At 63.9% G+C, this 14506-nt stretch carries 9 protein-coding genes; 4 read left to right on the top strand and 5 right to left on the bottom strand.

What is annotated here, in order from left to right:
* Positions 1-22: 22 nt before the first annotated feature.
* The 5 genes from ACM6IM_RS00885 to ACM6IM_RS00865 all read right to left on the bottom strand — a co-directional run bounded on the left by ACM6IM_RS00885 (position 23) and on the right by ACM6IM_RS00865 (position 6495).
* Positions 23-1906, bottom strand: coding sequence for a TonB-dependent receptor domain-containing protein (locus ACM6IM_RS00885; protein WP_414863911.1), 1884 nt, complete (start codon positions 1904-1906; stop codon positions 23-25).
* A gap of 143 nt (positions 1907-2049) precedes the next feature.
* The gene (dxs, locus tag ACM6IM_RS00880; protein WP_414863910.1) at positions 2050-3948 is read right to left on the bottom strand and encodes a 1-deoxy-D-xylulose-5-phosphate synthase; all 1899 of its coding nucleotides are present in this window, start codon (positions 3946-3948) and stop codon (positions 2050-2052) included.
* A gap of 91 nt (positions 3949-4039) precedes the next feature.
* Complete coding sequence (locus tag ACM6IM_RS00875) at positions 4040-4927, bottom strand: polyprenyl synthetase family protein (protein ID WP_414863909.1); 888 nt, start codon at positions 4925-4927, stop codon at positions 4040-4042.
* Positions 4924-5166: an exodeoxyribonuclease VII small subunit gene (locus tag ACM6IM_RS00870; RefSeq protein ID WP_007894317.1), complete on the bottom strand. Its 243-nt coding sequence runs from the start codon at positions 5164-5166 to the stop codon at positions 4924-4926. The genes ACM6IM_RS00875 and ACM6IM_RS00870 overlap by 4 nt, the downstream gene beginning before the upstream one ends.
* Before the next feature lie 195 nt (positions 5167-5361).
* Positions 5362-6495 carry a Fic family protein gene (locus ACM6IM_RS00865; RefSeq protein ID WP_414863908.1) on the bottom strand — a complete coding sequence of 378 codons (1134 nt, stop codon included), beginning with the start codon at positions 6493-6495 and terminating at the stop codon, positions 5362-5364.
* A gap of 273 nt (positions 6496-6768) precedes the next feature.
* Between ACM6IM_RS00865 and ACM6IM_RS00860 the strand changes: the two genes are divergently transcribed.
* Genes ACM6IM_RS00860 through ACM6IM_RS00845 form a run of 4 tightly spaced genes read left to right on the top strand, consistent with a single transcriptional unit; the run spans position 6769 to position 14506 of the window.
* A complete protein-coding gene (locus ACM6IM_RS00860) occupies positions 6769-7560 on the top strand; it encodes a YfaP family protein (protein ID WP_414863907.1) in 792 nt (263 codons plus the stop codon).
* 36 nt (positions 7561-7596) lie between these two features.
* Entirely contained in the window at positions 7597-9309 is a 1713-nt protein-coding gene (locus tag ACM6IM_RS00855; RefSeq protein WP_414863906.1) for a DUF2138 domain-containing protein, read from the top strand.
* Positions 9306-9944, top strand: a complete 639-nt coding sequence (locus ACM6IM_RS00850) for a DUF1175 domain-containing protein (protein WP_192309261.1) — start codon at positions 9306-9308, stop codon at positions 9942-9944. Before ACM6IM_RS00855 ends, ACM6IM_RS00850 begins: the two co-directional genes overlap by 4 nt.
* Entirely contained in the window at positions 9941-14506 is a 4566-nt protein-coding gene (locus tag ACM6IM_RS00845) for an alpha-2-macroglobulin family protein (RefSeq protein ID WP_414863905.1), read from the top strand. Before ACM6IM_RS00850 ends, ACM6IM_RS00845 begins: the two co-directional genes overlap by 4 nt.

Genomic DNA, 14506 nt, shown 5'->3' with positions numbered 1-14506 from the left:
TTCAAACGCCGCTGATTCGACACTAGAGCTCCGGGCTCCAGGTCACCCCGAACATCCACGCCCGGCCCTCTTCGCGATACCCGTACTGATTGCCGTCATGGCTGTACAGCGCCCGGCTGTAACCCTTGTCCAACAGGTTGTCCACCTTCAGCTCCAGCGACACCTCGGGATTCAACGCCCAGCGGCTGCGCAAACCCAGCAGCGCATAGCCACCCAGCGGCTGGCGATTGTTCTCATCGTCATAGCTGCTGCTGACCGCTTGCCAACTGGCGCCCAGGCCCAAACGATCGAACTGGCGGTCCAGGTCCAGGCTCAGGGTGCGCCGCGCACGGCGGGCCAGGGTGTGGCCACTGTCGCGATCGCGCGGGTCGATGATCGCCACCCCGAGATTGCTCTGCCAGCCGAACAGTTCCTGCTTCAAGGCCGCTTCAAAACCGTTGATCCGCGCCGAGGCGACGTTCTGCGGGCGGTCGTTGCTGCCGAAGATGATCGCGTCCTTGAGGTCGGTGCGGTACAGCGAGGCTTCGAGGCGGCTGGCATCGGTCAGTTGACTGCGCCATTGCAGCTCGTAGCTTTTCGACGTTTCCGGTTTCAGGTCCGGGTTGCTGAAATCCGGGTAGTACAGGTCGTTGAAGGTCGGGGCGCGAAAGCCCTCGCTGTAGGTCAGCAGCAGATCATTGTCCGGGTTCAACGGCAGGGTGAAGGTGCCGCTCCAACTGTTCTGGCTGCCGAACTGCTGGTTCTGGTCGCGACGCAGGCCCAGTTCCGTGGAGAAACGGTCGGCCTCGAAGCGATGTTGCACGAACGCCGCGCGGTTCCAGCGGCTGTCTTCATCGAAGGCGGTGCTGCTGTTGACCCGGTCTTCGTACCAGTCGCCACCCAGGATCAGGCTGTTGCGCGCGTCGAGGGTCAGGTCGTTCTGCCAGTTCAGCGAGTCGCGGTAGGTGTTGAAAATGCTGCGCTCGTCGCTGAGCGTGTCGAGGGTCTTCTCGCGGTTTTCGCTGTGACCGATCTCGAGGCGGGTTTTCCAGCGCGGGTTAACTCGCGCGTCGAGGTAACTGCTGAGGCTGCTGACAGTGAAGCGGTTGTAGGGCCGCTGCTGGACCGATTCGAAGGTAGTCGGGTCAAAGCGGCCAAACGGGTTGTCGAACGCGCTCTTGCCACGGTTATCCAGCAGGTTGGCGCCGACCTCCAGGTTGTCGTCGAAAGCGTGGCTCAGACTCAGGCTGAGGGATTGATTGCGGTACTCGTCATGATCGCCATCGCTCGGATACGACTCATGGGTGCGATCGATACCCGCCGTTTCATCGAGGCTCGCACCGAGGTTGAAGCGGGTTTGCGCGTCGCCACCGGACACGCCAAGGCTGCGCTGCCAGGTCTGGTGGCTGCCAATGCCCACGTGCAGGCGCGGTTGCAGGCCTTGTTCGGCGCCGCGCCGGGTGAAGATCTGGATCACCCCGCCAATTGCATCGCTGCCATAAATCACCGAGCGGGAACCGCGCAGCACTTCCACGCGCTCGACCTGTTCGATGTTGATGTGTTGCAGGTTGCTGTCGCCGGAGGTCGAGTTGCCGATGCGCTGACCGTCCACCAGCACCAGGCTCTGCGCCGACTTGGTGCCGCGAATGTAGATCCCGGGCAGGCTGCCGCGCCCACCGGTTTGCCCGACCTGCACGCCCGGCACGCGACGCAGCAGGTCGGTGACACTGCCCGGTTGCAGGCGGTCGATGTCTTCGCGGGTGAACACGGTATTGGCGGCACTGCTGTCGTTGCGCGCTTCGACCTGGCGGTTGGCACTGATCAGCACATCGGGGAGCTTGAGCGCCTGGTCACGTTCGAAGGTGTCGGCCAGGAGTGGGGCGCAGGGCAGGAGGGTCAGTGCCAGGGCCAGGCGGGGGAAGGTCATGGATTGTCCAGTGAGACCGATACAAAACCAACGTGGGAGCGGGCTTGCTCGCGAAAGCGATGTGTCAGTCAACATTTCCATCGACTGATGCACCGCTTTCGCGAGCAAGCCCGCTCCCACAGTTTTTGCATTGGGTTTGAAAATTAAGTGTTCAGCAAATCAAGGCGCTCGCGCACCGACGCCTCGATCCCGGCTTCGTCCAGACCGCACTCGGCCAGCATCTGCGCCGGTTTGGCGTGCTCGACGTAGCTGTCCGGCAGCCCCAGGTGCAGGATCGACTTGAGGATGTTCTCGCGGGCGAGGAACTCACTGACCGCGCCCCCTGCGCCGCCCATGATGGCGTTTTCTTCGATCGTTACCAGCAACTCATGGTTGCCGGCGATGTCGCGAACCAGCGCTTCATCGAGCGGCTTGACGAAGCGCATGTCGACCACGGTCGCATCCAGCGTTTCGGCGACCTTCAAGGCCTCGGCCAGTTGCACGCCGAACACCAGCAGGGCGACCTTGCTGCCCTGGCGGCGAACCACGCCCTTGCCGATCTCGATCGGTTGCAGGTCTTTCGAGAGGGGCGCGTTCGGGCCGTTGCCACGCGGGTAGCGTACGGCCGCCGGGCCGTTGTAGAGGTGGCCGGTGGTGAGCATCTTGCGCAGTTCGTTTTCGTCGCTCGGGGTCATCACCAGCATGCCGGGGATGCAACGCAGGAACGACAGGTCGAAGCTGCCGGCGTGTGTCGGGCCGTCTTCGCCCACCAGGCCGGCGCGGTCGATGGCGAACAGCACGTCCAGGTTCTGCACGGCGACGTCATGCACCAGTTGGTCGTAACCGCGTTGCAGGAACGTCGAATAGATGGCTACCACCGGTTTTGCACCTTCGCAGGCCATTCCGGCGGCGAGGGTCACGGCGTGTTGCTCGGCAATGGCCACGTCGAAATAGCGCAGCGGGAAACGTTCGCTGAACGCCACCAGGTCGGAGCCTTCCTTCATCGCCGGAGTAATGCCCACCAGGCGCGGGTCGGCCGCGGCCATGTCGCACAGCCATTCGCCGAACACGCCGGAGTACTTCGGCCCGCTGGCCTTTTTCGGCGCTGCGGCCGGGGCGTCGACGGGCTCGAGCTTGGTGATCGCGTGGTAGCCGATCGGATCGACTTCCGCCGGAGCGAAGCCTTTGCCCTTCTTGGTGACAACGTGGAGGAACTGCGGGCCCTTGAGGTCGCGCATGTTGCGCAGGGTGGCAATCAGTGTCGGCAGGTCGTGGCCATCGATCGGACCGATGTAGTTCCAGCCCAGCTCTTCGAACAGCGTGCCGGGGACCAGCATGCCCTTGGCGTATTCTTCGGTGCGCCGGGCGATTTCCCAGGCGCCGGGCAGGCGCGACAGGACCTTCTTGCTGCCCTCGCGCATGCTGGCGTAGGTGCGGCTGGAAAGGATCTTCGCCAGGTAGTTCGACAGCCCGCCGACATTGCGCGAGATCGACATGTCGTTGTCGTTGAGGATCACCAGCATGTTGGCGTTCACTTCCGGCGCGTGGTTCAGCGCCTCGAAGGCCATGCCGGCGGTCAACGCGCCATCGCCGATCACCGCAATCGCCTTGCGATCGCTGTTCTGCAGGCGGGCGGCAATGGCCATGCCCAGTGCAGCGCTGATCGACGTGCTGGAGTGGCCGACGCCAAAGGTGTCGTACTCGCTTTCGGAGCGACGCGGGAAGGCGGCGATGCCGTCCTTCTGGCGCAGGGTGCCCATGCGCTCACGACGGCCGGTGAGGATCTTGTGCGGGTAGGCCTGATGACCGACGTCCCACACCAACCGGTCGTCCGGGGTGTCGAAGACGTAATGCAGCGCGATGGTCAGCTCGATGACGCCCAGGCCGGCACCGAAATGCCCACCGGTCTGGCCGACCGTGTAGAGCAATTCCAGGCGCAACTCATCGGCCAGGGTTTCCAGCTCGGCTTCACCTAGCCGGCGCAGGCCGTCCGGCGTGTTGGCGCGGTCGAGCAGGGGCGTGGTCGGGCGCTTGCGGGGAATCTCATGAAACGTCGTGGGCATCAGGCGAATCGTTATAGGTATAAAAGATGCGGCAGTTTACCTGATGCATCGCCCCCTGCCCACGCGTTGGTCTTTTTTGGCCGATACGCCGTCAGCTGCGGCGACCGACGATATACCGGGCCAGGTCGCGCAACGGCTCTGCGGCCGCGTCAAACGGTCGCAGCGCGTGCAGGGCCTGATCGCGCAGTTCCAGGGCGTAGGCCTTGGCTGCGTCCAGGCCGAGCAGGGCCGGGTAGGTCGGCTTGTCGCGGGCGATATCGGCACCCTGGCGTTTACCGAGGGTTTCGGTATCGCTTTCGACGTCGAGGATGTCGTCCTGCACCTGGAACGCCAGGCCGATGGCCTGTGCATAGGCCTTCAGGGACTTGAGTTCGTCCTTCTCGGCACGGCCGCTGGCCAGTGCGCCGAGCTTGACGCTGACTTCGATCAGCGCACCGGTCTTGTGCCGGTGCATGTATTCGAGGGCTTTCTGGTCGAGTTTGAGGCCCACCGAACCGAGGTCGATGGCCTGGCCGCCGACCATGCCCGCCGGGCCGGCCGCCAGTGCCAGCGCACTGACCATTTGCAGGCGGATATCCGCATTCGCCGAACTCAGGCGCGGATCGAGCAGGGCGCTGAAGGCCAGGCTCTGCAAGCCGTCACCGGCAAGAATCGCGCAGGCTTCGTCGAATTTCTTGTGGGTGGTGGGTTGGCCGCGACGCAGGTCGTCGTCGTCCATTGCCGGCAAATCGTCGTGCACCAGGGAGTAGGCGTGGATCAACTCCACCGCGCAGGCCGCGCCGTTGGCTTGCTCGGCCTCGCCGCCCAGCGCTTCGCAGGCGGCATAGGCCAGCAGCGGTCGCACCCGCTTGCCGCCATTCATCACGCTGTAGCGCATGGCTTCGTAAAGCCGTGCGAGCTCGGGGCTTGGCGCGTTGAACAGGGTTTCCAGTGCCGCGTTGACACGGGCCTGGCTGGTCGCGGAATACGCTGCAATCATTCTGGCTGATCCGCGTCGAAAGGTTCCTCGGCCAACTCGCCATCACGTTCGAGCAACACCTGAACCTTCTGCTCGGCCTGGGCCAGCGCTGCCTGGCAATCGCGGGTCAGACCGATGCCTTGCTCGAAAGCCGTCAGCGAGTCCTCCAGCGACAATTCGCCGTTCTCCAGTCGCTCCACCAGCGTTTGCAGGTCAGCGAGGGATTGTTCGAAATCCAGTGCAGCTTTTTTGCGGGCCATGGCGGCTATTTCCGGTTGACGTTAAACCGGCGCGACACTAGCAGATAGGGGGGTTATGGGCAAATGAGCGGGGGCGACAGTGCCCCTGTGGGAGCGAGCCTGCTCGCGATGGGAGAGTGTCAGGCCACCTGAGATCACCTGACAGTCCGCCATCGCGAGCAGGCTCGCTCCCACAAGGGCCGATAATCCCGTCGGCTAACCCGGGTGGTTGATCTGATACCGCGTGCTTCGACCGCCCCCCGGCAGGCGTGTGAGATAGCCTTTTTCCAGGAGCTCGGCCAGGTGCCGGGTTGCCGTGGCCTTGGAGACTTTCGCCACAGCCTGGTATTGAGCCGCGCTGATCCCGTCTTCAAAGCCACGTACGCCGCCATCAAGCAGGCGATTCAGCACTTTGGTCTGCTCCTCTGACAGGCTGTGCTGCGGGTGAGCCTGCCAGAAGCGCGCCTTGCCCAGCACCGACTCGATGCGCGCCATGGCCTGTTGCAAGCTGCGCAGCAAGGTTTGTAAAAACCATTCGAGCCAACGGGTAATGTCCATGGTCGCCTTCTGACTGGCTTCCAGTACCCGATAATAGCCGGAGCGATCGTCCAGGATGCTCGCGGACATGGCGTAGAAACGAATCGCTTGGGCTTCGCCCTGCGCCAGTGCCAGGTCGGTGATAGTGCGCGTCAGGCGGCCATTGCCGTCGTCGAAAGGGTGCAGTGTCACGAACCAGAAATGGGCGATACCTGCCCTGAGCAACGGGTCGAGCCCCACCTCGTTGCGGCTGGTTTCGAACCATTCCAGAAAAACGTCCAGTTGCCGCTCCAGCCCCTGGCGGGGTGGCGCTTCGAAGTGGACCGTCGGACGGTCCAGGCGTCCGGATACAACCTGCATCGGGGCCTCGCCGCGCAAGGCGCCGATGCGAATCGGTCGTGCGCCGAGTGCGTGGTCCTGCTCGGGAAACAGCCATTCATGCCAGTCCAACAGACGCTCAAGGGTGAGTGGTTGGGCGTAATGTTGGGTGGCGTCGAGCAGCAACTGCGCCAGACCTTCGCTGCGTTGACTCACTTTCTCGCCATCAACCTGCTGCAACCCCAGGCGCCGAGCGAGCGATGAGCGTACCGACCCGACATTCAGTTGCTCGCCCTCGATAGCTGAGGACGTGACGATATTCTGCAGCAAGGCATCCAGTTCGCTTTGCGCGCTCAGCGAGCCGCCCATCGAGCCGGCCATGCCCATCAGCCGGCCCTGAGCCTGCACGCACTCGCGCAGCACGGGCGCCAAGTCCTCGGGTTGCCAATGGAAGGTTGGCCAATCGGGCTGTTGCCAGATCCAGTCGGATGCCATCACGGAGGTTTCTCGCTCGGTGAGCCGAATAGCGAATCTATTCGGCTCATATGGTGAGCCGAATATGCAGGTTATTCGGCTCACCGTCTACCGACGCCGTGAACACCCCCGCAAATTCCTCGACCTTCGATTGTCAAAAAACCAACCAATGGCTAACCTTCGCGCCTCTTACGACCCGACAGTCACGGGTTTTCTGACGAAACGCAGTTTTTGCCTCTGTAACGCGCCGAGGATCGGGCGCAAGGTTTCGTCATGCATGGCAGGAGGCGTTACATGCGTTCATTTCTACGGGTGCTGATGGTGTGGGCCTTTGCGGCGGCCGCCTGGGCCGGGCCGACGGCCGAGCTGTCGGAGCCGGTGGGCGGCTGGCGGTACAACGGCTTGCTCGATCGCAGCGAAAACCCGCGAGTGGCTTATCCCACGCCACCCATCGACCGGGGCGTGCAACGCAATCGCACGATGATCGAGGGCCAACTCAAGGCAATCGGTCCCCGACGCGGGCCGCACACGCTGGCGGTCAACGGCAATCCCCTGAACCTGTACACCGACGACCAGGGGCGATTCGCCCGGCCGTACGCCTTTGGCGCGGGCTCCAACAGCGTCGAAGTGCGCAGCGCCGAAGGTCAGTCGCTCAAGCGGGTGCAATTCTATGAAGCCAACCACCTGCGTACGCCCGCGCGGATTCGTGTGGTGCTGGGGTGGGACGACCCGAAGGCCGAGCTCGACCTGCACATCATTACCCCCGACGGCCAGCACGCGTTCTGGGCCCGCCCGGCGATGAACAACGGCGGGGGCCTGGACCCGGACGGCGTCGATGGTCCCGGTCCGGAAATGTTCACCATGACCGCGCCGCTGCACGGCACCTATCTGGTCTACGTCAACTATTGGGGCAACTTCGGCAACGGCGGCTATAACTTCGATGAGGCCAGCAACCAGAACGAGGTGATCACCTCGCAGATCAACCTGGTGCTCAACGAAAACACCGTCGATGAAAAGCGCGAGACCTTCATCGTCCCCTTGCGCGCCATCGGTGACCTGCTGCTGGTCAAGACTTTCAACTATTAAGCATCCCGCACCACGGATGAATTGGGCCTTTTCAACATGAGCGATAACACCGTTACCCCAGCCGCCGACGCACTTGCCGGCAAGACTTCCCGCCGCTGGCCGGCATTGCTGGTCGGCCTGTGCCTGGTGGCCGGCGTGGCGGGCGGGCTGGGCTGGTTCATGCACAAGCCCAAGGCGCCAGCGGCGCAACTGGCCAGCGACAAGCTGGGCATGAGCCGCCCCGACGGTTTGCTCGAAACCCGTTCCCTGAGCCAGTTGCCCAGGGATCTGCTGGCGGTGCCGTTCCTCAAGGAGACCCTCACCGAGGATTTTGTCTTCTATTACGAAACCCATGCCGATCGACTCGGGCTGATCGGCAGCCTGCGGCGGATCATTTACGAGCATGACCTGAAGTGGCAGGACAACCTGATCGAGCAACTCTTCGATCAGCCGGCGGACGTGGCGCTGTGGCGTGGGGCGGATGGCCGCCTGAAGGACTTTTTGCTGGTGATGGATCGCGGTGGCCTGGCCAGGCTGCTGGAGCCATTGGCGAAAGTGGCCCTGGACGATACGCAACTGAGCACAGTCGGCGAGGTGAAGGTGGGCACCCAGGCCGTGGCGCTCTATCAACTGACCTACGGCGCCAGCAAGGCGCTGCTGTTCGCCTCCCATGGCGACAAACTGGTGGTGCTGTCCAACCCGGGCAAGCTCTATGACCCGCAGAGCGGTGCCTCGCTGGAGCCGGGCAGTGTGTCGACCGAGGCCATGGGGGCCTTGCTCAACGGCGACAAACTGTTCCCCGAAGCCTTCGGCCTGCCGCCCCGCGCGCCGGAAGTGAAACAACGCCTGTCGGTCAATGCCAGCGTCCTGGCCATGGGTTACCAGCGCTTCATCCCGAACTTCGCCGGGCTGCGCTTCGACATGGACGACAAGGGCTGGCACAGCTTCCTCGCCATGGATGAGTTGGAGAACCAGCCGGATTTCGACTTCAAGCCGATCTGGCAAGCCATGCCGATGGGCGCCAGCGCCTGCGTGGCCCTGCCACTGGCGGCCGAACAACAGCAACCGCTGCTGGTGAAACTCGGTGCCGAGCAAAGCGTGGCCCAGGCGTTGACGGAACGCATGGCCGGCGCCGCCGGGCTGTGCTGGTATGCCGATTCGCGGCTGTACACGCCGCTGCTGGTGGCCAGCCTGAACGACAAGGACAGCGCCAGGCTCGACGGCGATCTGGGCACGCTGTTCGGCTCGATGGTCGGTGCCTACGAAGGCAATGTCGAGGAGCAGGCCTTCCCGGTGGTCGAGAAGCAGGCGACTGATCGTCATCAGTGGCAGCGTCAGGTCAGCTCCAATTTCGGTCCGTACAAGGCCAAGGAAGCCGAGAACCCGGACGCGATCACCGGCAAGGCATTCATGAGGGTCAGCCTCGCGCGCCACGGTTCGACGCTGCTGTTTTCCCTCGACGACAAGCTGGTGGACAAAGCCCTCGGCACCCTCGACAAACGCTTTCCGCCAATGGCCGACGTGGTGCCCAGGGACCAGCTGATGCCGGTCTATTTCGGCCCGGACTCGATGGCGCAGCTGATGCAGCGTGAAACCCTCGACAGCCTGCCGCAGGACATGGAGCCGGTGTTCTATAACGCCGCGCAAACCTACCTGATCCCCAAACTGCGCAAGCTTGGCGGTTACGGCAAGTACGCGCTGACCCTGCCTGAGGGCAGCGAGCCGGACGGCCACTGGCAATGGCTGCCACTGGAGTGGAAAGCACTGTGACCCTGCTTATCCGCAGCCTCGGCCTGTTGGCGCTGGTGCTCGGCGGCCACGCCTTCGCCAGTGACGCCGCCGCGCTCGATCCGCAGCAATCCCAGGTGTTCCGTGCCTGGTTCGTGCGCATCGCCCAGGAACAGCTGAGCAAAGGGCCGAGCCCGCGCTGGTACCAGCAGGATTGCGCCGGACTGGTCCGTTTCGCTGCCAATGAAGCCCTCAAGGTGCACGACGACAAATGGTTGCGCAGCAATGGCCTGTCCAATCGCTACCTGCCGCCGGAGCTGTCCTTGAGCGACGCCCAGCGCGGCCTCGCCCAGCAATGGCAGCAGGGCGGCGGCAAGGTCGGGCCTTACGTCAACGCGATCAAGCTGATCCAGTTCAACAGTCACCTGGTCGGCCGCGACGTGACGCAGGCGCGCCCCGGCGACCTGATGTTTTTCGATCAAGGCGACGACCAGCACCTGATGATCTGGATGGGCCGCTACATCGCCTATCACACCGGCACGACCACCCCCACTGACAACGGCATGCGCTCCGCGAGCCTGCAGCAACTCATGACATGGAAGGACACCCGATGGATACCCGACGCAGCCAACCCCAACTTCATCGGCGTCTATCGACTGAATTTTCTCTCCCAATGACCGGTGCCCGCATGTTGCGTTTTCTGTCTCTGCTGTTGGTGTTCGTGATGCCTTTCTCGGCGGTGAATGCCGAAGACACCGTCGAGCCGAGCGGCTACACGCCGGTGGCCGGCGAAAGTTTCTTCCTGCTGGCCGACAGCAGTTTCGCCAGTGACGAGCAGGCGATGGTGCGGCTCGAGGCGCCGGGCCGCGACTATCGCCGGTTCCGCATGGAGCCCTACGGCGGCGCGGACATTCGGGTGTACCGCATCGACAAACCGCTGGATTTCCTCAAACGCCAGAAGAACCTGCACCGGGTGGTCAGTGACGGTCAGTTCAAGGGCGAGGGCCTGTCCAATACCCTCGCGTACCTGTGGGACAACTGGTACCGCAAATCCCGTCGGGTGATGCAGCGCGCTTTTTCCTACGAATCCCGCAAACAGGTCACCGAGCAAGTGCCGGAACTGAAGATGGGGGCTGCGATTGCCGCGCCAACGCCTTACGACGCCCAGCCGCAATTCGCCCTGATCCCGGGCCTCCCGGTGGTCAGCCAGTTCCGTTACCCGCTGTGGCAGGCCAAGCCGATCCAGCCGCCGGCCGGCGTCAACCTGGCCGGCTCTTCCAGTGAGTTCGTCAGCGTGGCGCCGGGCAACGTGTACATCCCGTTGGGCAACCTCAAGCCCGGCCTGTACCTGGTGGAAGCGTTGATCGGCAAATACCGCGCGACCACCATGGTGTTCGTTTCCAACACCGTGGCCGTGAGCAAGATTGCCGGCGATGAACTGCTGGTGTGGGCCGCGCGCAAACACGAAGGCAGTTCGGTGCCGAAGGTCAATGTGCTGTGGACCGATGGCCTGGGCGTGATGAGCAGCGGGGCGACCGACGCCGATGGCTTGCTGCGGTTGAAACACGTGAGCCCCGAGCGTTCGTTCGTGATTGGCGAGGACGAAGAGGGCGGGGTGTTCGTCTCCGAGAACTTCTACTACGACAGCGAAATCTACGACACCAAACTCTATGCCTTCACCGACCGCCCGCTGTACCGGCCGGGGGACTGGGTGTCGCTGAAGATCGTCGGTCGCGAGTTCAAAAATGCGCGCGATTCGGTCTTGCCGACTGCGGCCGATGTGAATGTCACGGTGCTCGATGCCACCGGCACCGCGCTGCAATCCCTGGCGCTGAAACTCGATTCGAAATCCGGCACCCAGGGGCGTTTCCAGTTGCCGGAAAACGCGGTGGCCGGCGGTTATGAGCTGCGATTCAGCTACAAGGACCAGGCCTACAGCAGCGCCTTTCGCGTCGCGGAATACATCAAGCCGCACTTCGAAATCGCGCTGAACCTGGCCAAGCAGGATTACCGCACCGGCGAGCCGGTGAAAGGCAGCCTGGTGCTGCTCTATCCGGACGGCAAGCCGGTGGCGAACGCCCGGCTGAGCCTGAGCCTGCGTGCGCAACAACTGTCGATGGTCGATAACGAGCTGCAATACCTGGGGCAATTCCCGGTGGAGCTGACCAGCACCGAACTGACCACCGACGCCAAGGGCAGTGCCACCCTCGACCTGCCGGCCACCGACAAGCCGAGCCGCTACATGCTCACCGTGTTCGCCAGCGATGGCGCGGCGTATCGGGTCAAGGTCACCCGGGAAATCCTCATCGACCGTGGCGCCGCGAATTTTCGCTTGAGCGCACCGCAGCGCTTCAGCGCGGTGGGCGACGCGGTGCGGTTCAGCTATTTCAATGAGAGTGGCAGCGAGCAGGGCGAGGCCCTCACGCCGAGCAGCTACAGCTGGGTGCGCCTGGAGGACCAGAGCAGCGGCGAAGGCAAGCTCACGGCCGGCGACAAAAGCTTTTCCCTGGCCTTCGAGCGGCCCGGGACTTACAACCTGACGTTGAAGGATGACCACGGCCGTGCGGTAGGCGCCACCGGTCACTCGGTCACGGGGGAGGGTGTCAAGGCGGTGCCCGGCACCGTGGAAATCGTCCTCGACAAACCCGAGTACAAGGCCGGCGACGAAGCCCTGGCGCTGATCACCTTCCCGGAGCCGGTCAGCGATGCGCTGCTCTCGCTGGAGCGCGACAAGGTCGAGGCCACGGCGCTGATGTCCAGGGGCGGCGACTGGCTGAAGCTGGAAAAACTCAGCGACACCCAATACCGCGCGCGCATCCCGGTGACGGACAGTTTTGCGCCGAACCTGACCTTCTCCGTGTTGTACACCAAGGGTGGCCAGTACAGCTTCCAGAACGCCGGCATCAAGGTGATTGCGCCGCAAATCGAAGTGGCCATCGCCACCGACAAAGAGGCTTATCAGCCCGGTGACACGGTGTCGGTGGACCTCACCACCGCGTTCGCCGGCAAGCCGATCGCCGCTCACCTGACGGTCAGCGTGGTCGATGAAATGGTCTACGCGCTGCAACCGGAGGTCGCACCGAGCATCGACCAGTTTTTCTACCATCCACGGCGCAACAACGTGCGCACCAGCGCCAGTCTGTCGTTCATCAGCTACGACGTCGCCTTGCCCGGCAGCCCGGGCGCACCGGGTAAAGCCAACCGCAGCGAACGTGGCGTGAAGGTGCTCGAGCGGCCGCGTCGCGAAGACGTCGACACCGCCGCCTGGCAGCCGGAGTTGGTCACCGATGCCAACGGCAAGACCCGTTTCACCTTCACCATGCCGGACTCGCTGACCCGCTGGCGCATTACCGCCCGGGCCATCGCCGATGACGGTCAGGTCGGCCAGAAGAAGCAGTTCGTGCGCTCGGAAAAACCGCTGTACCTGAAGTGGAGCGGGCCGACGCGATTCCGCAGTGGCGACAAACCGGATCTCGGTGTGTTCGCGTTCAATCAGACGGAAAAACCGCTGAAGGCCGAACTGCTGATTCATCACGCCGGTACTGAGCAACGGGTGCCGGTGACATTGAACGCCGGCATCAACTACATCGCGTTGCCAGCCTTTGCGCTGGCCAGTGGCGAGTGGCGTGCCGAGCTGGTGCAGGACGGCAAGACCGCCGATGCCCTGGCCGTGCGCCTGACCGCGACCGGTGAAGGCTGGCAGGTCACCCGGACGCAAAGCCTCGACGTGGCCAGCGGCGACACCCCGCTGAGCCTGCCGGCCGACGCGACCGATATTCGCCTGCGCCTGGACGACAGTCCGCAGGCGCTGTTCCGTACGGCGCTCGACGATTTGCTCGCTTATCCGTACGGCGGCGTCGAGCAGACCGCCAGCCGCCTGCTGCCGTTGAGCATCGCTTATCCGTCGCTGGCGTCGAGCCCGCAGATTCGTGATCGCCTGCGCCTGATCATGCAGAACAGCCGCTTGCGCCTGGTGCAAATGGCCGGGCCGTCGGCGAGTTTCACCTGGTGGGGCTTCGACGGCGAACCGGATGCGTTCCTCACCGCTTATGCGTACTACGCCGACTGGAACGCCAGCCAGGTACTGCAGCTGACCCTGCCCCCGGAGCACTGGCAGCGGGTGCTGGAAGTGTACGCCAGGCAGGCGCCGAACACGCCGTTGCTGCAACGGGCGTTGATCCTGTCGTTTGCCAGGCAGATGCAGTTGCCGGTCAACACGCTGCTCAGCGGTTTGATCGAAGATCTGGCGAAGGCCGGCGAAGGCCAGGCCGACACCCTGATGGACGATGGCACGGACAGCCTGGTCATGGGCGATCCGGATTCGGCACTCGGCCTGGCGGCGGCGCGGGTCCTGACCGCATCGCTGGCCACTCAGTCGAAAGTCGCGTTGCCGGAGGCATTCAATCGTCAGGTCGGCGCTGCGCAACAGCGGCTGGCGGTCAGTTCCCAGCCGTTCGCCGAAGCGCTGAGCTTGTCGCTGCAACCGTTCGATCAGGTTCGTGCACAGGCGCTGCTGCAACGCCTGCTGCCGCAGCAATCGACACTGGAGCGCGCTCTGGCGCTGACCTGGTTGCAACGCAGCATCGCACAGGCCTCGCCGACCATCGCCCTGACGCCCGGTGAGGGCTGGAAGAAAAAGTACGGTGCGAGTGGTGAGATGTATTGGACGTGGCAGGGCGCTACGGCGGTGCCGGGTGTGCTCACGGTGTCCGGCACCCAGGAACGCCCGCTGCGCGCGGCGCTGAGCTTCCAGACCGGGCAACCGCCCGTCGAATCGATGCCGGTCACCGTCACCCGACGCCTGTCGCGTCTGGTGCCGGGCGACGAAGCGTTCACGTTCACGCTGGAACCGGTGGGCAACAAACCGTTGTCCAGCGACAGCCTGTACCTGGACGAGGTGATCCTCACCGGCAAATCCGCGAAACCGTTGCGTTATGGCATGCTCGAAGTTCCGCTGCCGCCCGGCGCGGATGTCGAGCGCACGACGTGGGGCATCAAATTGCAGGGCAAGGCGGGCACCGAGCCGGCCGCCCTGGAAAAGGCGCGCTTCGAGCCGGGGCAACTGGCGTACGCGGTGCCGGTGGATGCGCTGAGCGGCGAATTGCGCCTGCGCCATCTGGTGCGTTTCTCGCAGAAAGGCCAGTTCAACTTGCCGCCGGTGCGCTTCACCCAGGTCTACGCGCCACAGCATCAGGCCCAGGAAGCGAAAGCCGCCCTCGGCCAGATCACGGTCAACTGA

This window comes from Pseudomonas sp. IT-P12 (assembly GCF_949767465.1).
Taxonomy (GTDB): Bacteria; Pseudomonadota; Gammaproteobacteria; order Pseudomonadales; family Pseudomonadaceae; genus Aquipseudomonas.
This window is presented reverse-complemented; position numbering and strand designations above follow the sequence as displayed.

Bases quoted from the DNA above. Each gene is read 5' to 3' on its own strand.
- ACM6IM_RS00860 (WP_414863907.1), top strand. From the start codon at position 6,769: ATGCGTTCATTTCTACGGGTGCTGATGGTGTGGGCCTTTGCGGCGGCC.
- ACM6IM_RS00870 (WP_007894317.1), bottom strand. From the start codon at position 5,166: ATGGCCCGCAAAAAAGCTGCACTGGATTTCGAACAATCCCTCGCTGAC.
- ACM6IM_RS00875 (WP_414863909.1), bottom strand. From the start codon at position 4,927: ATGATTGCAGCGTATTCCGCGACCAGCCAGGCCCGTGTCAACGCGGCA.
- ACM6IM_RS00855 (WP_414863906.1), top strand. From the start codon at position 7,597: ATGAGCGATAACACCGTTACCCCAGCCGCCGACGCACTTGCCGGCAAG.
- ACM6IM_RS00865 (WP_414863908.1), bottom strand. From the start codon at position 6,495: ATGGCATCCGACTGGATCTGGCAACAGCCCGATTGGCCAACCTTCCAT.
- ACM6IM_RS00845 (WP_414863905.1), top strand. From the start codon at position 9,941: ATGACCGGTGCCCGCATGTTGCGTTTTCTGTCTCTGCTGTTGGTGTTC.
- dxs (WP_414863910.1), bottom strand. From the start codon at position 3,948: ATGCCCACGACGTTTCATGAGATTCCCCGCAAGCGCCCGACCACGCCC.
- ACM6IM_RS00885 (WP_414863911.1), bottom strand. From the start codon at position 1,906: ATGACCTTCCCCCGCCTGGCCCTGGCACTGACCCTCCTGCCCTGCGCC.